Origin of the sequence: Rathayibacter sp. PhB127 (assembly GCF_003751665.1) — a bacterium.
GTDB classification, from domain to species: Bacteria; Actinomycetota; Actinomycetes; order Actinomycetales; family Microbacteriaceae; genus Rathayibacter; species Rathayibacter festucae.
The window spans coordinates 39,462-57,540 of record NZ_RKHW01000006.1 but is presented as its reverse complement, the minus strand read 5'-3'; the positions used below and the strand labels follow the sequence as shown (position 1 = coordinate 57,540).

Sequence of the window (18,079 nt, the reverse complement as noted above, 5' to 3'; positions counted from 1 at the left end):
GCCGGAGCGGGTGGCCGGCGCGGAGGGCAGGCGGGTGGACCGGGCGTGGGCGCCGGTGTCGTGCAGGGGAATGAGCATGGGTTCTCCTTGTCCTCGTCCATTCCACCACCTGGGCGCGGTCCTCGGGGGACCGGCGCAGGACCTAGCCGAGCAGCGTGTAGGTGGAGGCGTCCAGGTACACGGTGCTGTCGGTGCAGACCTCGATCGCGGCGGGCGCGCGGACGGCGGCATCGGCCGCGTCGATCACCTCGGCGACCAGGAACGTCGACGTCGCGGTCGGGCAGCCGAAGGCGCCGGGGGAGTGCCAGGCGACCCGGACGTCCGCCTGCGCCGCCGGAGCGAGGGCGAGCAGGCCGTCCGGGTTCGGGCCGTCGGCGGAGGCGACCGCACCGAGGCGGCTGCCGTCGGCCCCGGCGGCGTAGACCCCGGGGATGCCGGCGAGCGTGCAGGTCCGGTCGGTCGTGTTCGTGAAGATCAGGTCGAAGGCGCTGCTGCCCGCGCCGGACGCGTCGGGGTCGGCGCGGTACTCGAGCGAGAGGTCGCTCCCGACGCAGCGGACGGTCGAGGGCTCGGGCGCAGGCTCGGGCGCCGGTGCCGGCGGCTGCGACGAGGTCGGCAGCGGGGCGGGAGTCTCGGATGCCGCCGTCGGCGCGGCGGTCGGCTCCGCGGACGGGACGATCGAGGCGGGTGCCGACGCCGTCGCCGTGGGCGAGGCGGTGGGCGTCGCCGTGGGCGTCGCGCTCGGCCGCGGCAGCGGCGAGGTGGAGGAGGCGATGTCGGCGCGCCCCGCGCAGCCGGTGACGAGGAGGCCGACCGCGGCGAGGGTCAGGGCCGCCGCGGCACCGCGGCGCAGGAGGTCGCTCATGGGCCGAGTCTGCCACCGCGGGGCGCGATCAGCAGCCCCGGACCGAGGGCCCCGGACCGACGGCCCGCGATCAGCTCCCGGTGTCGGCCAGGCGCCGGGACGCGGTGCTCATGTGCGCCTCCATCGCCCGCGCGGCGGCGGCCGGGTCGCGCGCCTCGATGGCCTCGAGCACGGCGCGGTGCTCGGTGAAGGCGTCGAGGGCCTGCTCGGGGCTGCTGAGCGCGCGCTCGACCCAGAGCCGCAGCAGGGAGCGGATGGTCTGCAGCAGATCGCGCAGCACCACGTTCTCGGCGCTGACCGCGATCTGCAGGTGGAAGCGCACGTCGGCCTCGACGAAGGCGGCGATGTCGTCGAGGTGCGACTCCATCGCCGCCAGGTGCGCGTGCAGGCGCTCCAGCCCCTCCTCGTCGATCCGGAGCGCCGCCAGCATCGCGGCCTGCACCTCCAGGGTGCCGCGCACCTCGATCAGCTCGGCCGTGCGCCCCGCGGAGAGCATCAGGCCCCAGCTCAGCGTCGTGGGCAGCAGCTCGGAGGTGCTGTCGCGCAGATAGGTGCCGGAGCCGGGCCGCACCGTGACGATGCCGAGGATCTCCAGCGCCGCGAGCGCCTCGCGCACCGCCGAGCGGCCGACGCCGAGGCTCTCGGCCAGCTGGCGCTCGGGCGGGAGGCGCGAGCCGGGCACGAGATCGCCGCGGGTGAGCAGCGAGGTCAGCTGCTTGGCCACCTCGGCGACGGCGGTGCCGCGGGGGAGGACCTGCAGCTCGAGACGCACGAGGGACGGATCGTCTTCGGGGTACGCCGGCATGGTCCGACCGTAGCAACCGCGCCGGCACCCCACCCGCAGCGACGCGACCGGAGAACCGGTTGACAACCGGCGCCCCGGCACGGCATTCTTTAATTGGTCAACCGGTCAGCCAATTCCCCCGAAGGCGGCCCGAGCCCACCCCGAACCACCCAACACAGTCGTTGACACGGATCAGGAGATCGACGTGGACCTTCCCTCCCGCACAGGCGGAACCGCGACGGCGGACGCCGCCGTCGAGAAGAGCGCCATCAGGAAGGTGTCGATCCGGCTCGTGCCGTTCGTCGCCCTGATGTTCTTCATCAACTACCTCGACCGGACGGCCATCGGCTTCGCCGCGCCGAACGGCATGGAGGCGGACCTCGCCCTCTCGGCGGCGCAGTTCGGCTTCGCCTCGGGCGTCTTCTTCATCGGCTACATCCTGCTGGAGGTGCCGAGCAACCTCGCGCTGCACCGCTTCGGCGCTCGCCGCTGGCTCGCCCGCATCATGGTCAGCTGGGGCATCGTCGCGCTGCTCTTCACCTGGGTGCAGAACTTCGAGCAGCTCGTCGCCCTGCGCTTCCTGCTCGGTGTCGCCGAGGCGGGCTTCTTCCCCGGCGCGATCCTCTTCCTCAGCCTCTGGGTGCCGGCCAAGCACCGCTCGAAGATCCTCGCGCTCTTCTACCTGGCGCAGCCGCTCACCACGGTCGTCGGCGCTCCGCTCGCGGGGCTGCTGATCGAGCAGGACGGCATCCTCGGCCTCGAGGGCTGGCGCTTCATGTTCCTCGGCGTCTCGCTGCCCGCGATCGTCATCGGCGTCATCGCCTGGTTCTACCTCAAGGACAAGCCCTCCGACGCGAAGTGGCTGACCCGCGAGGAGCAGGTCTGGCTCACCACCGCGCTCAAGCGCGAGGAGGACGTGAAGACCAAGGGCGTCACCACCCACCCCAAGATGTCCTCCGCCTTCAAGAGCGGCCGCGTCTGGATGCTGAGCTTCGTCTACTTCGGCTTCATCTACGGCCTCTACGCCCTCGCCTTCTTCCTGCCCACGATCATCGAGGGCTTCCAGGAGCAGTACGGCACCACCTTCGGCATCTTCGAGAAGGGCCTGATCACCGCGATCCCCTACGTGCCCGCGGCGATCGCCCTCTACCTCTGGTCGCGCGACGCGACCCGCCGCGGCGTCCGCACCTGGCACATCGTGATCCCCGCGATCGCCGGTGGCCTGTCCATCCCGCTCGCGCTCTTCGCCGGTTCCCCGGCGGCCACGATCGCCGTGATCACCGTCACCGCGATGGCGATCTTCTCGGCGCTGCCCAACTTCTGGACCTTCCCGACCCGGTTCCTCACCGGTGCGGCGGCCGCCGCGGGCATCGCGCTGATCAACACGGTCGGCAACCTGGCCGGCTTCTCGGCCCCGTACATCACGGGTGCCCTGAAGGACGTGACCGGCGGTTACGAGGTCCCGATGTTCATCGTCGGCTTCTTCCTGCTGCTCTCGGCCGTGCTGATGTCCCTGCTGGCGCGCCGCTACAAGGACGCACCGCTCGACGCCCCCAGCGTCGACGTGATCGCGCACTGAGCACCCCGCGCGATTTGCCGACCGTCCGACGCCCGACGCCCCTCCTCGAACAGGACTCCTAATGACCCGGCTCTACAACGACCCGTCCGACTTCGCCGACGAGATGATCGACGGCTTCGTCGCCGCGAACCGCCGCTTCGTGCGGCGGGTGCAGGGCGGCGTGGTGCGCTCGACCGTGAGCGCGCCCGGCTCGGTCGCCCTCGTGGTGGGCGGCGGCTCCGGCCACTACCCGGCGTTCGGCGGACTCGTCGGGCAGGGTCTCGCGCACGGCGCGGCGATGGGGAACCTCTTCGCCTCGCCGTCCGCGCAGCAGGTGCACGCGGTCGCCGCGGCGGCCGAGCACGGCGGCGGCGTGCTGCTGAGCTACGGCAACTACGCGGGCGACGTGCTGAACTTCGACGCGGCCGAGCGGCGCCTGCGCGACGAGGGGATCGACGTCCGCACCGTGACGGTGACGGACGACGTCTCGAGCGCGAGCGTCGCCGAGAAGCACAAGCGCCGCGGAATCGCAGGGGATCTGACGGTCTTCAAGGTCGCGGGCGCCGCGGCGGAGGAGGGCGCGTCGCTGGACGAGGTCGAGCGCATCGCCCGCCTCGCCAACGAGCGCACCCGCTCCTTCGGCGTGGCCTTCTCCGGCTGCTCGCTGCCCGGGGCGTCCGAGCCGCTGTTCACCGTGCCGGAGGGCCGGATGGCGGTCGGCATGGGCATCCACGGCGAGCCGGGGATCCGCGAGGACGACGTGCCGACGGCCGACGGTCTCGCCGAGCTGCTGGTCTCGTCCCTGCTCGCCGAGCTGCCCGACGGCGTCGACGCGGCCGAGGGCTCGCGCCTGGTCGTCGTGCTGAACGGGCTCGGCTCGGTGAAGTACGAGGAGCTGTTCGTCGTCTACTCCGGCGTCGAGCGGCGCCTGCGCGAGCGCGGCCTCGAGGTGCTCGAGCCCGAGGTCGGCGAGCTCGTCACCAGCTTCGACATGGCCGGCGTCTCGCTCACCTTCTTCTGGGTGGACGACGAGCTGGAGCGGCTCTGGGCCGCGCCGGCCGAGGCGCCCGCCTACCGCAAGGGCTCGGTCCGTCCCGCCGAGCAGGCTGCGGTGACGGAGCAGGAGACGGCCGAGGTCGTCATCGGCGACGCGAGCGACGCCTCCCGCGACGCCGCCCGCACCGTGCTCGCCGCCCTCGAGGCGACGCAGTCCACGATCGACGAGAACGCCGACGAGCTCGGCCGGATCGACGCGGTCGCCGGCGACGGCGATCACGGCATCGGCATGCAGCGCGGCGTGCACGCGGCGGTCGCCGCCGCCCGGGACGCGCTCGAGGCCGGTGCCGGGGCGGGGACCGTGCTCGCCCATGCCGGCGACGCGTGGTCCGACCGGGCCGGCGGCACATCCGGAGCGCTCTGGGGCGCCGCGCTCGCCGCGGTCGGCTCGGCGCTCGGCGACACCGCCGCACCCACGGCCGCCGCGGTGGTCGAGGGGGTCGACGGCGCCCGCGCCGCGATCCTCCGCTTCGGCGCGACGCCGGGGGACAAGACGATGGTCGACTCCCTCGTGCCCTTCGCCGACGTCCTCGGCGAGGCCGTCGCCGCGGGCGAGGAGCTGCCCGCGGCCTGGACCCGGGCCGCCGAGGCCTGCACGGCCGCCGCCGCCGCGACCGCGCAGCTGCTGCCGAAGATGGGCCGCGCCCGGCCGCACGCCGAGAAGAGCCTCGGCACCCCCGACGCGGGCGCGCACTCGCTCGGGCTGATCGTCACCGCGATCGGCGCGGTGCTGCGCTCAGGTGCCGCGACCCCCGGCACTGTCGGCAGCGGCGCGTAGCGTCGACACCGTCCCCGAATCCGCTTCCAGCAAGGAGAGAACACCCATGAGCGCACCCTTCCGCCTCGTCGTCGGCTCCGACGACGCCGGTCTCGACTACAAGGAGATCGTCAAGGCCGACCTCGAGAAGGACTCCCGCGTCGCGTCCGTCGTCGACGTCGGCGTGGACGCCTCGTCGCACACGCCCTACCCGAGCGTCGCCATCGCCGCCGCCGAGATGGTCGCCCGCGGTGAGGCCGACCGCGCGATCCTGATCTGCGGCACCGGGCTCGGCGTCGCGATCGCCGCCAACAAGGTGGCCGGCATCCGCGCCGTCACCGCGCACGACTCGTTCTCGGTCGAGCGCTCGATCCTCTCCAACGACGCGCAGGTGCTCTGCATGGGCCAGCGCGTCGTCGGCATCGAGCTGGCCCGCCGCCTCGCGAAGGAGTGGCTCGGCTACGAGTTCGACAGCTCCTCCGCCTCCGCGGAGAAGGTCCGCGTGATCGAGGCGTACGAGGCCGGCAACCCGGTCGCCGACGACGCCGCCACGGTCGGCTCGTGCTGAGCCGCGCCGCCGGGGACGCCCCGGCGTTCACCGTCGGCGTGAGCCTCAAGATGTACTTCGGCCACGCGCGGACGCTCGAGTGGATGCGGCGCATCGCCGAGATCGCGCGGACGCACGAGGCGACCGCCTCGGGAGCCGTCGAGCTGTTCGTGGTGCCGACCTTCCCCGCGCTGGTGCCGGTCGGCGCCCTCGCGGCGGAGGCCGGCGTCGCGCTCGGCGCCCAGGACCTGTTCTGGGAGGACGCGGGAGCGTTCACCGGCGAGGTCAGCGGCGCGGAGCTGCGCGAGGTCGGCTGCCGGCTGGTCGAGATCGGCCACGCCGAGCGGCGCGCGCTCTTCGGCGACGACGACGAGCGCGTGCGCGCGAAGGTCGCGGCGGCGTTCCGCAACGACCTCGTGCCGCTGCTCTGCGTCGGCGAGACGGAGCGCGGCTCCGTCGAGGACGCCGTCGAGCTCGTGCTCGCGCAGATCGGCTCCGCCCTCGCGGACGCGGACGCGGCCGGTGCCGTCGGCCCGATCCTCGCCGCCTACGAGCCCGTCTGGGCGATCGGCGCACCCCAGCCCGCCGAGCCGGCCTTCATCGCCGGCGTCGTCACCGCACTCGAGGCGGCCCTCGCGGAGCTGCCCGGCCGCGCCGGCAGCCGCGTCATCTACGGCGGCAGCGCCGGACCCGGGCTGCTGACCGCGCTCGAGGGCCGCGTGCCCGGGCTCTTCCTCGGCCGCTTCGCGCACGACCCGGAGGCGGTCGGCGCGATCCTCGACGAGGCGCTCGCCCTCGTGCGCGCAGACTCGGAGGCTCGGTCGTGAGCCGCCTCGGGCTGAGCAGCTACGCCTTCTTCTGGCGCTCCTCCGACCGCGTCCCCGAGCCGCTCGGCGTCGAGGACATGGTCCGCGAGACCGCCGCGCTCGGCGTCGACCTGCTGCAGCTCTGCGACGTCCCGGCGCTCGAGGAGTACTCGGACGCGCGGCTCGCGTCGCTGCGCGCGGTCGCCGCCGCCGAGGGGGTCGTGCTCGAGCTCGGCACCCGGGGCACCGATCCCGCGCACCTGCGCCGCTGGCTCCGCCTGGCCCGCGCGCTCGACGTCGTGCTGCTGCGCAGCATGTGGACGTCGGGGGAGGACCGGCCGGACCGCGCCGAGACGCTGCGGCGTCTGCGCGAGATCGCGCCCGAGCTGGAGGAGGCCGGCGTCACGCTGGCCCTGGAGACGTACGAGCAGGTGAGCACCGCCGACCTCGTCGACGTGATCGCGACGCTCGATCACCCGCGGATCCGGATCTGCCTCGACCCGGCGAACACCGTCGCGAACCTCGAGCTGCCGACGGACGTCACCGCGCGCTGCGCTCCGTACGTCGCGAACTGGCACGTGAAGGACTTCGACTTCAGCCGCAATCCCGGCTGGGTCGGCTTCGTCTACACCGGCACGGCGCTCGGCGACGGCCGCCTCGACTACGACGGCATGCTCGCGCTGCTCCGGCCGGCGGAGCGCGGCATCACCCAGATCATCGAGTTCTGGCTCCCCTGGCAGGACACCGTCCCCGCCGCGGAGCAGGCGCTCGTCACCACCCGGCTCGAAGCCGAGTGGACCCGCACCACCCTCGACCAGCTCAGGAGAAGGAACTCATGACCGACACCACCGCCACCACCGCCCCGGGCACCGCCGCCTCCGCCCTCACCGTCGCCGTCATCGGCGCCGGCGGCAAGATGGGCATGCGGGTCTCGAACAACCTGCAGAAGTCCGAGTACGACGCCCTCTACAGCGAGGCCTCGCCCGCCGGCCAGGAGCGCACCCGCGAGGCGGGCCGCGAGATCACCGCGACGCCCGATGCCGTGAAGGACGCCGACGTCGTCATCCTCGCCGTCCCGGACGTCGTGCTCGGCGCGGTCTCGGAGGACGTGATCCCGCAGATGAAGAGCGGTGCGATCATCCTCACCCTCGACCCGGCCGCCGCCTACGCGGGGCTGCTCGCCAAGCGCGAGGACATCCACTACGCCGTGGCGCACCCGTGCCACCCGTCGGTGTTCCTCGAGCGCACCACTCCGGAGGAGTGGGCCGACACGTTCGGCGGCATCGCCGCGCCGCAGGAGGTCGTCGCGGCCCTCGAGGACGCGGACGACGACGTGCGGGCCATCGCGGAGAAGGTCATCTCGACCATCTACGCGCCCGTCATCGCCGTGCACTGGGTGACCGTCAAGCAGCTCGCCGTGCTCGAGCCGACCCTGGTCGAGACGATCGCCTGCATGGTCGGTGAGTTCCTCAAGGAGGCGCTGGACGAGACCGTCAACGGAGTCGGCGTTCCCTACGAGGCGGCCCGCGCGATGCTCTACGGCCACACCTGGATCGCGCTGACCAACGGTCTGCGCGGCTCGAACCCCTTCTCTGAGGCGTGCCACATCGCCATGGGCTACGGCCGCGAGGCGCTCATCAAGGACGACTGGAAGAAGATCTTCGACGACTCGGAACTCGACTCCGTCATCGCGAAGATGCTGAAGATCGACGCCGTCAAGCGCTGATCGGCGAGGGCACGGCCTGCTGATCGCGTAGCGCTCGGAGAGGGCTGCCCTCATGCTGATCGCGTAGCGCTCGGAGAGGGCTGCCTCATGCTGATCGCGTAGCGCTCGGAGAGGGCTGCCTCATGCTGATCGAGTAGCCCTCGCAGAGGGCGTATCGAGATCCGCCGTCGTCCGGTGGGCGGGTCTCGATACGCCGCTGCGCGGCTACTCGACCAGCATGTAAGGGGGCGCTGCGCACCCCCTCGGCCAGCAGGGAAGGCCCTAGAGGCGGACGATCATCTTGCCGGTGTTGCCGCCGCGCATCATCGAGAGGAAGGCGTCGACCGCGTGGTCGATGCCGTCGACGACGGTCTCGTCGTAGGCGATGCTCCCCTCCTGGAACCAGCCGCCCATCAGGCGGTTGAACTCCGGGGCGTGGTCGAGGTACGCCGACAGGGTGAAGCCGCGCAGGGTCAGAGCGCGGGTGATGATGTTGGCCATGTTGTCGGGGCCGGCCGGCTTCTCGGTGCTGTTGTAGCCGGCGATCGCGCCGCAGAGTGCCGCGCGTCCGCCGTCGTTGAAGGCGTCGAGCGCCGCCTCGAGGTGGTCGCCGCCCACGTTGTCGAAGTACACGTCGATGCCCTCGGGCGCCGCCGCGGCGAGCTGCTCGCGGACGGGACCGGCGTGGTAGTCGAACGCGGCGTCGTAGCCGTACTTCTCCGTGAGCAGCGCGACCTTCTCGGCCGAGCCGGCGGAGCCGATCACGCGCTTCGCGCCGAGCAGTCGGGCGATCTGGCCGGCGGCCGAGCCCACGGCTCCCGCGGCGCCGGAGACGAAGACGGTGTCGCCCTCCTTGAGCCCGGCGATGGTGGTGAGGCCGACGAAGGCGGTGAGGCCGGTCATGCCCAGGACGCCGAGTCGCAGCGACAGCGGGGCGCCGGGGATCTCGGGGACGACGCGGAACGCCGAGGTCTCCGCCTGCACGATGTCGCGCCAGCCGAGCTGGTGCAGCACGACGGCGCCGACCGGGAAGTCCGGGTCGCTCGACACGGTGACGCGGCCGATAGCGCCGCCGGTCATCGTCTCGCCGAGCGCGTACGGCGGGGTGTAGCTCTTGACGTCGTTCATCCGCCCGCGCATGTAGGGGTCGACGGAGAGGAAGGCGTTCTCGACGCGGATCTCGCCGGCCGCGGGCTCGCCGTACTCGACCTGCGCGGTGCGGAAGTCCTCGGCGACGGGCCAGCCGACGGGGCGGCGGACGAGCTGGATCTGGGTGCTGGTGACGGTGGTCATGGAGCCTTCCGAGAGTCGTGTGGGTGGGGATCAGGAGGCGGCGAGGCCGATGCCGAGCGCGAGGACCGCGAGCAGTCCGGGCGCCATCTGCGTGAGCGCCGCGCGCCGCTTGCCGGGGGAGGAGAGCAGCAGCACGAGGGCTGCGGCGACCATCGATCCGGTGCCGGTGAAGACGAGGGCGGCGCCGACGGCCGTGGCTCCCGAGGCGAGCACGATCACGCCGACGATCGTCACGATCGCGAGGAACAGGTTGTAGAAGCCCTGGTTGAAGGCGAGCTCCTTCGTCGACTCGGCCTCTCCGGCGGTGGTGCCGAAGGTGGAGCGGGCGCGCGGGGTCGTCCAGAGCAGCGACTCGAGCACGAAGATGTAGACGTGCAGCAGCGCCGCGAGGGCGGCGAGAACGAGTCCGATGACGATCACGACGGGACCTCCTGATTGTGTATCGCTCGGTTCACTACCGAACGGCCTCACTCTATACTGGAACGACCGGTTCACAACAGTCCGGTTCTTTCCGGCAGTCAGCAGAGGGAGTCGCCGTGGGACGCACGCAGAGCTTCGACACCGACCAGGTGGTCCGGTCGGCGCGCTCCGTCTTCTGGGACCGCGGCTTCGAGGAGGCGTCGCTGCCCGAGCTCGAGGCGGCGACCGGACTCGGCCGCTCCAGCCTGTACCACGCGTTCGGCAGCAAGCGCGGGCTCTTCGACGCGGCGGTGCAGAGCTACCTCGACGAGATCGTGCGGCCTCGGCTGGAACCGCTGACGCGCGACGAGGTCTCGCCGACGGCCCTCGAGGACTACTTCTCGGGGCTGCGGGCCGCGCTCGCCGATCCGCGGACCGTGTCGGCGCAGAGCGGGTGCCTCCTCCTCAACGCGGCGGGGGCGCCGATCGCGCGCGACGACGCGGTGCGCGAGGTGATCGCGGAGTACCGGGCGGAGCTGCAGCGGGCGATGCTCGCGGGGGCGGCGGCGCGGTGGCCGGGGGAGTCCGCCGAGTGGCGGGGGCGGCAGGCGGGGGTGCTGGTGTCGCTGCTGGTGACCTCGCTGGTGCTGGCGCGGGTCGATCCGGGGCAGGCGGTGGCGACGGCGGAGGCGGCGCTGGGGCTGGTGCGGGGGGACTGACGGCCCGGGGTGCTGACTGCTGGCGTGCTCGTCGCTGCGCGACGTCGCGCTCGGTGCGGACGGGGTGGACGCGGGGGGGCCGGGGGGGGGCCCCCCCCCCCCCCGGGGGGGGGCCCCCCCCCCCCCCCCCCCGGGCCCCCCCCCGCCCCCCCCCCACCCCCCCTCCGTACGGAGGAGGTGGTGGCGGGGTGGGCTGGGCCGGAGAGCGGGCGGACGTTCGGCTCGTGGGGCCGCGTTCGGCTCGGGGGAATCGGCCGCTCTGACGTGCCGAGGGGTGTTCCGCGTGCCGGAGGTGGCCGGTGGGAACCTTCGGCTCGTGGATCGAGGGTCGGCTCGGGGAATCCGGGGGTTTCGGCGTGCCGAGGGTCGGTTCGCGTGCCGGAGGTGGCGGGCGGGACGGTTCGGCTCGTGGGATGACGTTGGGCTCGCGGAAGTGGGCCGTTTCGGCGTGCCCGGGAGGGTTTCGCGTGCCGGGGGTGGCGGGGCGGTGGGTTCGGCTCGTGGAAGCGTGTCCGGCTCGCGGAATCCGGGGGTTGCAGCGTGCCCGGGGTGGTTTCGCGTGCCGGAGGTGGGGCACGGGCTGCGGGTACCGAGAAGGGCCGGCGGGGAAGTTCCCGCCGGCCCTTCAGGAGGGGGGCGCGTCAGTCGGTGCCGGCGTCGAAGGCGGCGCCCTCGGAGGCGAGGTCGGTGGCGCGGCCGAGGGCGTCGGCGGCGGCGGAGCCGTTGCCCTCGGTGATCGCCTCGGACTCGCCGATCTCGAGGTGGCCGACCAGCTCGGCGGTGGAGCCGCCGACCAGGCCCGCGGCGGCGTACTGCTCGAGGCGCGAGCGGGAGTCCGCGATGTCGAGGTTGCGCATGGTCAGCTGGCCGATGCGGTCCTCGGGGCCGAAGGCGGCGTCGCCGACGCGCTCCATCGAGAGCTTGTCGGGGTGGTAGCTCAGCGCGGGGCCGGTGGTGTCGAGGATCGTGTAGTCGTCGCCGCGGCGCAGGCGCACGGTGACCTCGCCGGAGACGGCCGAGCCGACCCAGCGCTGGATGGACTCGCGCAGCATCAGCGACTGCGGGTCGAGCCAGCGGCCCTCGTACATCAGGCGGCCGAGGCGGCGGCCCTCGGAGTGGTACTGCGCGATGGTGTCCTCGTTGTGGATCGCGTTCAGCAGGCGCTCGTAGGTCAGGTGCAGCAGCGCCATGCCGGGCGCCTCGTAGATGCCGCGGCTCTTGGCCTCGATGATGCGGTTCTCGATCTGGTCGGAGTTGCCCAGACCGTGGCGGCCGCCGATCGCGTTCGCCTCGAGGACGAGGGCGACCGGGTCGGAGTACTCGACGCCGTTGAGCGCGACCGGACGGCCGGCCTCGAAGCGGACGCTGACCGTCTCGGCGGCGATCTCGACGTCCTCGCGCCAGGCGGCGACGCCCATGATCGGCTCGACCAGCTCCATGCCGCTGGAGAGCTCCTCGAGGCGCTTGGCCTCGTGGGTGGCGCCCCAGATGTTGGCGTCGGTGCTGTAGGCCTTCTCGGTGGCGTCGCGGTACGGGAAGCCGCGGGCGACGAGCCACTCCGACATCTCGGTGCGGCCGCCGAGCTCGTTGACGAACTGGACGTCGAGCCAGGGCTTGTAGATGCGCAGGCGCGGGTTGGCGAGCAGGCCGTAGCGGTAGAACCGCTCGATGTCGTTGCCCTTGTAGGTGGAGCCGTCGCCCCAGATGTCGACGCCGTCCTCGCGCATGGCGCGGACGAGCAGGGTGCCGGTGACGGCGCGGCCCAGGGGAGTGGTATTGAAGTAGGTCTTGCCGCCGGAGCGGATGTGGAAGGCGCCGCACTGCAGCGCGACGAGCCCCTCCTCGACGAGGGCGCTCTTCGCGTCGACGAGGCGCGAGATCTCGGCGCCGTACTGCGCGGCGCGCGCGGGCACGCTGTCGATGTCGGGCTCGTCGGCCTGGCCGATGTCGGCGGTGTAGGTGCAGGGCACCGCGCCCTTCTCGCGCATCCAGGCGACCGCGACCGATGTGTCGAGCCCTCCCGAGAATGCGATTCCGACGCGCTCGCCCACGGGCAGACTGTTCAAGACCTTCGACATGGCTCCGATTTTAGGAGACTCGCGGGGGCTCCCGTGACGCGTGCGGACGCGCGACATCTGTCGGGTATTTCTGCTCAGGGGGATGGACGCCCGTGGTCGGGTCGTGGGAGGCTCCGCCTGGCCCGCTCGACGATGCGCGGGCCTCCTCTGCATCCGCCCTGCGAAAGGCACTCATGCCACAGCCCACCGCCCGCCGCTTCGCGGCGCTCACGCTCACGTGCCTCCTCGCGACGGGAGGTGCCGCCGCGCTCGCTCCGACCGCGTCCGCGCTCTCGTCCGCGGTGGTCCGGACGCTCGACGCCTCCGACCCGTCGGCCGAGGCGGTCTCGACCCTCGCCGCGGGCGACCGTCTCGAGTCCGGCTCGGCGCTCACCGCCGATCAGCAGATCACCTCGCCCGACGGCGGCTACCGCTTCGTGATGCAGGGCGACGGCAACGCGGTCGTCTACGACGGCTCGGGCCGCCCGACCTTCAGCACCGAGACCGCCGGCAGCGGCTCCCGGATCGAGATGCAGTCGGACGGCAACCTCGTCGTCTACACGACCACGGGCCGCCCCGTCTGGCAGTCCGGCACCGCCGGCAACGACGGTGCCTCGCTGGCGATGCAGAACGACGGCAACCTCGTCGTCTACCGCACCGACGGCTCGGCCGTCTGGGCGTCGTTCGGTCAGGCCGCCCCGCCGGCCGTCGCCGGCGACACCCTCGGCGGTGGCGCGGCCCTGCGCTCCGGCGAGCAGCTCACCTCGCGCGACTCCCGCTCGCGCGCGGTCATGCAGGGCGACGGCAACTTCGTCGTCTACCGCGACGGCTCGGCCCGCTGGAGCTCGGGGACCTCGGGTGCAGGAAACCGCCTCGAGATGCAGGGCGACGGCAACGCGGTCGTCTACTCGGGCGGCCGCTCCCTCTGGCAGTCGAGCACCGCGGGCAACCCCGGCGCGCGCATGGTCATGCAGGACGACGGCAACCTGGTGATCTACTCGGGCAGCCACGCGGTCTGGTCGAGCACGGCGCCGCCGGCGCCGACCCCGCCGCCGTCCGGGAACGGGCAGAGCCAGCTGAACGGCGGCAGCACCCTGTACGGGAACGAGAACCTGGTCGCCGGCGACTTCCGCGCCGCGATGCAGTCGGACGGCAACTTCGCGGTCTACGGCGCGGGGATGCGCCTGCGCTGGGCGGCCGGGGTGTCCGGAGCGGGCAACCGCCTGGTGATGCAGACGGACGGCAATGCGGTGATCTACTCCGCAGGCGGCTCCGCCCGCTGGCAGTCGGGCACCTCGGGCAACCCGGGTGCGCGCATGGTGATGCAGACCGACGGCAATCTTGTCATCTACAGCGCCGGCGGTGGCGCGATCTGGCAGACGAACACGAGTCGTCCCTCCTTCCCGGGAAACGATCCGAAGGACTGCAGGGACTTCCGGTCGCAGGCTGAGGCCCAGGCTTGGTACCAGACCTACTTCCTGGATTACGGCGACATCGCGCGGCTCGATGAGAACCGACCGCCGAACGGCAAGGCGTGCGAGGACTACCGGTACTGAGTCGCATCGGACGAAACGAAGGCCCGTCCCCTGGGTGGGGGCGGGCCTTCGCCGTGTCGGCTCCGCGGTGCGCGCAGCCCCGCTGCGGCCCAGTGTCGACGGGGGAGATCAGCTGTCGGCGGCCTACTTCAGAGGAGGTGTGGCCGGCCCTTCACGCTGGTCGAACAGCCCAGGAGGAGCGCGTCGAGACCCGCCGTCCGCAGCAGGGAGGGTCTGCAGGCCCGTCCGTCGGTGCTGGTGGATCTCGATACGCCCGCTGTGCGGGCTACTCGATCGGCATGGGCCGCGAGGCCCCGCCACGCAGGCCGACCGCCGGGAGGAGCACGTTGTCGACGAGGGAGATCAGGTAGTCGCGGTCGACGGGCTCGCGCATCAGGAGCACGCGGTAGGAGACCATCGAGGGGGTCAGGACGGCGAGCATGTCGACGTCGACGTCTGCCGGGATCTCGCCGCGGTCGATGGCGCGGCGCAGGAGCGTGCGGTTGGCGCGGGCGCGCGGCTCGACGATGGCCTGGCGGACGGCGTCGGCCAGCTCGGGGGCCTTGGAGATCATCGCGACGACGCCGGACATGATCCGGAGCTTCCGCTCGGCGTCCTCGATGGCGCGCGGGCGGATCAGGGCGACCAGGTCGCCGCGCAGGGTGCCGGTGTCGGGGAGCGCGTCCTGGTCGATGTCGGCGCCCTTCAGGCAGGCGACGGCCTCGAGCACGAGCTCGGCCTTCGACTCCCAGCGGCGGTAGAGGGTGGCCTTGCCGGCCTTCGCACGCGCGGCGACCATGTCGATGGTCATGCCGTCGTAGCCGGTCTCGGCGAGCACATCGAGGGCGGCGGTGAGGATCTCGCCGTCGCGGTTCGGATCGCGGCGGCGGCCGGGGCGTGCCGGGGCGTCGCAGGTGGCGGCGGGGGGAGTGGGCGGCGTCATCGCGGCTTCTCCAATCGGTTCGGGAGGGCCGCGCGAACGGCCCGTGTGAACACCATGCTAATTGAAGAACTCCGCAGTTCCGAAACTGGCGAGTCTCGTATATGGTCTCCTCCATGTCGCAGACCACATCACTGCCGGACTCCGCCGCCCCCGCGGTTCCGGCCCCGTCCTCCCGCCGCTGGTGGACGCTCGTCGCCGTCGGGCTCGCCCAGCTCATGGTCGTGCTCGACTCCACCGTCGTGAACATCGCCCTCCCCGCCGCCCAGGCCGACCTCGGCTTCTCGGACGGCGACCGCCAGTGGGTCGTCACCGCCTACTCGCTCGCCTTCGGCAGCCTCCTGCTGCTCGGCGGGCGCCTCTCCGACCTGATCGGCCGCAAGCGCACCTTCATCATCGGCCTGATCGGCTTCGCCATCGCCTCCGCGCTCGGCGGTGCCGCCCCCAACTTCGAGCTGCTCATCGCGGCCCGCGCCCTGCAGGGCGTGTTCGGCGCTCTCCTCGCGCCGACCGCCCTCGCCGTGCTCACCACCACCTTCACCGTCCCGAAGGAGCGGGCCCGCGCCTTCGGCGTCTTCGGCGCGATCGCCGGGGCCGGCGGTGCGGTCGGCCTCCTCCTCGGCGGCGTGCTGACCGAGAGCTTCGACTGGCGCTGGAACCTCTACATCAACGTCGTGATCGCGGTCGTAGCGGTCATCGGCGCGATCGTCTTCGTGCCGACGATCGACCGGGTCGGCCCGCGCCCGCGGCTCGACGTGCCCGGGACGATCCTCGTCTCGGCCGCCCTCTTCGGCCTGGTCTTCGGCTTCGCCAACGCGGAGACCGACGGCTGGGACTCGCCGATGACCTGGGTGCCGCTCGCCGCGGCGGTCGTGCTCCTCGTCGGCTTCGTGCTCCGCCAGCGCAGCACCGAGCACCCGCTGCTGCCGCTGCAGATCGTGCTCGACCGCGACCGCGGCGCCGCCTACCTCTCGGTGCTGATCGCCGGCGCGGGGATGTTCGGGATCTTCCTCTTCGTCACCTACTACCTGCAGGTCTCGCTCAGCTACTCGCCCATTCAGACCGGGCTGTCGTTCCTGCCGATGATCGGGATGCTCGTGCTCGCCGCGCAGCTCTCGACCAACCTGCTCCTGCCGCGCTTCGGGCCGAAGATCATGGTGACCTTCGGCATGCTGCTCGGCGTGGTCGGCATGCTCCTGCTCACCCGCCTCGACCTCGACAGCGGCTACGCGGCGGACGTGCTGCCGGCGCTGATGGTGCTCGGCTTCGCGATGGGCTCGATCATGCCCGGCTCGATGCAGACCGCCACCCGCGGAGTCGACATGCGCTTCGCCGGCGTCGCCTCGGCGATGGTCAACACCAGCCAGCAGGTCGGCGGCTCGATCGGCACCGCGCTGCTGAACACGCTCGCGGCAACCGCCGTGACCGACTACCTCCTCACGCACACCCCGACCACGGCGGCGACGGCGGCAGAGGCGGCGGTGCAGAGCTACGCGGTCGCCTACGGCTGGGGCGCGGGCTTCTTCGCCCTCGGCGCGGTGCTCTCGGTGCTGCTGTTCCGCCGCCGCTCGGCGGGGCTCGCGGTCTCGACCGGAGCCTCCGCGGAGCCGGTGCTCGCGCACTGACCGGCGGACTCCGGTCCGATCGGCGCACTCGTACGGCCGGGACTCCCGCATCAGCGTGGGCCCCGGCCGTTCGCCGTTCCCCGGACGTGTCGGCGTGTTGCGCCGCGGGTCGCCCCGGGTCGGGCGCGTGCGTAGCGTCGGGGGATGCCCGAGACCCTCGACATCGTCCACCTGCGCACGCTCGTGGCGATCGCCGACTGCGGCGGATTCGGCCGGGCGGCCGTCGCCCTGCACATCAGCCAGCCGACGGTCTCGCAGCACGTCCGCACCCTCGAGCGGCGGCTCGAGCGCACCTTCATCGAGAAGGTCGGGCGCAGGGCCCGCTTCACGTCGGCCGGCGAGCGCCTCCTGGTGCAGGCCCGCCGAATCCTGGCGGTGCACGACGATGCGCTGGAGCTGCTCGACGCGGCGAGCGAGAACCCGCTCGCCCTCGGCCTGACCGAGCCGGCCGCGGAGCAGCTGCTGCCCCGGCTGCTCGAGACGCTGCACCTCGCCTTCGACGACCGCCCGCTCACCTTCACACTCGACCGCTCCACCCACCTGGCGGAGGCGGTGGCCCGCGGCGTCGTCGATCTCGGGGTCATCCTCGGCGTGGGCGGCGACCTGCCGGGCCGCCAGGTCGCGACGCTGCCGCTCGACTGGTACTCGGCACCCGGCTGGCAGCCGCCGGAGGACGCGCCGATCCCGCTCGTCGCCTACTCCGAGCCGTGCGGGATGCGCCAGCGCGCGCTGCAGCAGCTCGGCGCCTTCGGTCACGAGGTGCGGGTGGTCGCCGAGTCGACGGGGCTGGAGGGCGTGATCGCGGCGGCCCGCGCCGGTGTCGGAGTCGCGGTGCTGCCGACCGCGCACCGCGGCACGGTCGCCGAGGGACTCGTCGAGCGGCACGACCTGCCGGCCCTGGGCTCGGTCAACCTCCGCCTCGTGTCGCGGCGCGGCCTGGCCCCGGACGTCGAGGACACGGCGCTCGCCGCCCTCGCCGGGGTCTTCGGCACGGTGCGCGCGAGGCCGGTCGCGGTGCCCGCGGGCGCGCGAGTGTGACCTCCGTCGCCGGCCGCCAGCGCGGGTGTGACGAATCGTTACCAACGATCGGGATCGCCGATCGGAACGCATCCGGAATCATCGTTGGACGCCCGGAGCACCCCGGCCGTAGCGTCGGAGCCATGACCTTCCCGCCCGCCCTCACCGCCGCCGCGCCGCTCGGCGCGACCGGCGCAGCGAGCCGCGGGAGCGTCGGCACTCGAATGTCCTCGGACGGGAACCCCCTCGCGCCGGTGCGCGGATGTTCCTGTCCGGTCTCCCGCTGACGCCTCCGCGTCGCCCGACTCCTCCGCCCGACGGCCGGCCCTCGCCGCTCCCGTCCCGGCCTCTGCGCGCCGCCGCCCGCCTCCGCGGCCGCCGCGCGTCCCTCTCTCCGCGCCGTCCCGCGCTCCTCC

The 18,079-nt window shown here is 72.8% G+C and carries 16 protein-coding genes; 10 read left to right on the top strand and 6 right to left on the bottom strand.

The annotated features are described in order from the left end of the window. Window positions 1–142: 142 nt before the first annotated feature. Window positions 143–865, bottom strand: a complete 723-nt coding sequence (locus EDF22_RS20010; RefSeq protein ID WP_123706574.1) for a DUF4232 domain-containing protein — start codon at window positions 863–865, stop codon at window positions 143–145. 70 nt (window positions 866–935) lie between these two features. Then, complete coding sequence (locus EDF22_RS20005; RefSeq protein WP_123706573.1) at window positions 936–1,670, bottom strand: FadR/GntR family transcriptional regulator; 735 nt, start codon at window positions 1,668–1,670, stop codon at window positions 936–938. A gap of 289 nt (window positions 1,671–1,959) precedes the next feature. On the opposite strand from EDF22_RS20005, the gene EDF22_RS20000 reads away from it, so the two are divergent. The 6 genes from EDF22_RS20000 to EDF22_RS19975 all read left to right on the top strand — a co-directional run bounded on the left by EDF22_RS20000 (window position 1,960) and on the right by EDF22_RS19975 (window position 8,099). Next, a complete protein-coding gene (locus tag EDF22_RS20000; RefSeq protein ID WP_221180984.1) occupies window positions 1,960–3,228 on the top strand; it encodes an MFS transporter in 1,269 nt (422 codons plus the stop codon). A 61-nt stretch (window positions 3,229–3,289) separates the two neighbouring features. After that, a complete protein-coding gene (locus EDF22_RS19995) occupies window positions 3,290–5,041 on the top strand; it encodes a dihydroxyacetone kinase family protein (protein ID WP_123706571.1) in 1,752 nt (583 codons plus the stop codon). 46 nt (window positions 5,042–5,087) lie between these two features. Further along, entirely contained in the window at window positions 5,088–5,588 is a 501-nt protein-coding gene (locus EDF22_RS19990) for a ribose-5-phosphate isomerase (protein ID WP_123446068.1), read from the top strand. Further along, the gene (locus EDF22_RS19985; protein ID WP_260303582.1) at window positions 5,582–6,394 is read left to right on the top strand and encodes a triose-phosphate isomerase family protein; all 813 of its coding nucleotides are present in this window, start codon (window positions 5,582–5,584) and stop codon (window positions 6,392–6,394) included. The genes EDF22_RS19990 and EDF22_RS19985 overlap by 7 nt, the downstream gene beginning before the upstream one ends. Further along, window positions 6,391–7,212: a sugar phosphate isomerase/epimerase gene (locus EDF22_RS19980; RefSeq protein ID WP_260303581.1), complete on the top strand. Its 822-nt coding sequence runs from the start codon at window positions 6,391–6,393 to the stop codon at window positions 7,210–7,212. The genes EDF22_RS19985 and EDF22_RS19980 overlap by 4 nt, the downstream gene beginning before the upstream one ends. After that, the gene (locus EDF22_RS19975; RefSeq protein ID WP_123706570.1) at window positions 7,209–8,099 is read left to right on the top strand and encodes a phosphogluconate dehydrogenase C-terminal domain-containing protein; all 891 of its coding nucleotides are present in this window, start codon (window positions 7,209–7,211) and stop codon (window positions 8,097–8,099) included. Before EDF22_RS19980 ends, EDF22_RS19975 begins: the two co-directional genes overlap by 4 nt. A 261-nt stretch (window positions 8,100–8,360) precedes the next feature. Here the strand turns inward: EDF22_RS19975 and EDF22_RS19970 are convergent, their stop codons facing one another. Together EDF22_RS19970 and EDF22_RS19965 are read right to left on the bottom strand one after the other, a co-directional pair. After that, entirely contained in the window at window positions 8,361–9,371 is a 1,011-nt protein-coding gene (locus EDF22_RS19970; RefSeq protein ID WP_123706569.1) for an NADP-dependent oxidoreductase, read from the bottom strand. A gap of 30 nt (window positions 9,372–9,401) precedes the next feature. Beyond that, a complete protein-coding gene (locus EDF22_RS19965; RefSeq protein ID WP_123446072.1) occupies window positions 9,402–9,791 on the bottom strand; it encodes a DUF1304 domain-containing protein in 390 nt (129 codons plus the stop codon). Window positions 9,792–9,907: 116 nt separating this feature from the next. On the opposite strand from EDF22_RS19965, the gene EDF22_RS19960 reads away from it, so the two are divergent. Continuing rightward, entirely contained in the window at window positions 9,908–10,489 is a 582-nt protein-coding gene (locus tag EDF22_RS19960; RefSeq protein ID WP_123706568.1) for a TetR/AcrR family transcriptional regulator, read from the top strand. A gap of 641 nt (window positions 10,490–11,130) precedes the next feature. On the opposite strand, the gene argG is transcribed toward EDF22_RS19960, so the two are convergent. Then, window positions 11,131–12,567, bottom strand: coding sequence for an argininosuccinate synthase (argG, locus tag EDF22_RS19955; protein ID WP_123446074.1), 1,437 nt, complete (start codon window positions 12,565–12,567; stop codon window positions 11,131–11,133). Between the two features lie 173 nt (window positions 12,568–12,740). On the opposite strand from argG, the gene EDF22_RS19950 reads away from it, so the two are divergent. Further along, window positions 12,741–14,102, top strand: coding sequence for a hypothetical protein (locus tag EDF22_RS19950; protein WP_123706567.1), 1,362 nt, complete (start codon window positions 12,741–12,743; stop codon window positions 14,100–14,102). Between the two features lie 265 nt (window positions 14,103–14,367). Here the strand turns inward: EDF22_RS19950 and EDF22_RS19945 are convergent, their stop codons facing one another. After that, the gene (locus EDF22_RS19945) at window positions 14,368–15,024 is read right to left on the bottom strand and encodes a TetR/AcrR family transcriptional regulator (RefSeq protein ID WP_123706566.1); all 657 of its coding nucleotides are present in this window, start codon (window positions 15,022–15,024) and stop codon (window positions 14,368–14,370) included. Between the two features lie 113 nt (window positions 15,025–15,137). On the opposite strand from EDF22_RS19945, the gene EDF22_RS19940 reads away from it, so the two are divergent. Beyond that, entirely contained in the window at window positions 15,138–16,646 is a 1,509-nt protein-coding gene (locus EDF22_RS19940; protein ID WP_185039179.1) for an MFS transporter, read from the top strand. A 144-nt stretch (window positions 16,647–16,790) separates the two neighbouring features. Then, entirely contained in the window at window positions 16,791–17,684 is an 894-nt protein-coding gene (locus tag EDF22_RS19935; RefSeq protein WP_123706564.1) for a LysR family transcriptional regulator, read from the top strand. Window positions 17,685–18,079: the final 395 nt, after the last annotated feature.

Excerpts from the sequence above, each read along its gene's own strand:
- EDF22_RS19970 (WP_123706569.1), bottom strand. The coding sequence starts at position 9,371 with ATGACCACCGTCACCAGCACCCAGATCCAGCTCGTCCGCCGCCCCGTC.
- EDF22_RS19990 (WP_123446068.1), top strand. The coding sequence starts at position 5,088 with ATGAGCGCACCCTTCCGCCTCGTCGTCGGCTCCGACGACGCCGGTCTC.
- EDF22_RS19950 (WP_123706567.1), top strand. The coding sequence starts at position 12,741 with ATGCCACAGCCCACCGCCCGCCGCTTCGCGGCGCTCACGCTCACGTGC.
- EDF22_RS19995 (WP_123706571.1), top strand. The coding sequence starts at position 3,290 with ATGACCCGGCTCTACAACGACCCGTCCGACTTCGCCGACGAGATGATC.
- argG (WP_123446074.1), bottom strand. The coding sequence starts at position 12,567 with ATGTCGAAGGTCTTGAACAGTCTGCCCGTGGGCGAGCGCGTCGGAATC.
- EDF22_RS19975 (WP_123706570.1), top strand. The coding sequence starts at position 7,209 with ATGACCGACACCACCGCCACCACCGCCCCGGGCACCGCCGCCTCCGCC.
- EDF22_RS20010 (WP_123706574.1), bottom strand. The coding sequence starts at position 865 with ATGAGCGACCTCCTGCGCCGCGGTGCCGCGGCGGCCCTGACCCTCGCC.
- EDF22_RS19940 (WP_185039179.1), top strand. The coding sequence starts at position 15,138 with ATGTCGCAGACCACATCACTGCCGGACTCCGCCGCCCCCGCGGTTCCG.
- EDF22_RS20005 (WP_123706573.1), bottom strand. The coding sequence starts at position 1,670 with ATGCCGGCGTACCCCGAAGACGATCCGTCCCTCGTGCGTCTCGAGCTG.
- EDF22_RS20000 (WP_221180984.1), top strand. The coding sequence starts at position 1,960 with ATGTTCTTCATCAACTACCTCGACCGGACGGCCATCGGCTTCGCCGCG.
- EDF22_RS19945 (WP_123706566.1), bottom strand. The coding sequence starts at position 15,024 with ATGACGCCGCCCACTCCCCCCGCCGCCACCTGCGACGCCCCGGCACGC.
- EDF22_RS19935 (WP_123706564.1), top strand. The coding sequence starts at position 16,791 with ATGCCCGAGACCCTCGACATCGTCCACCTGCGCACGCTCGTGGCGATC.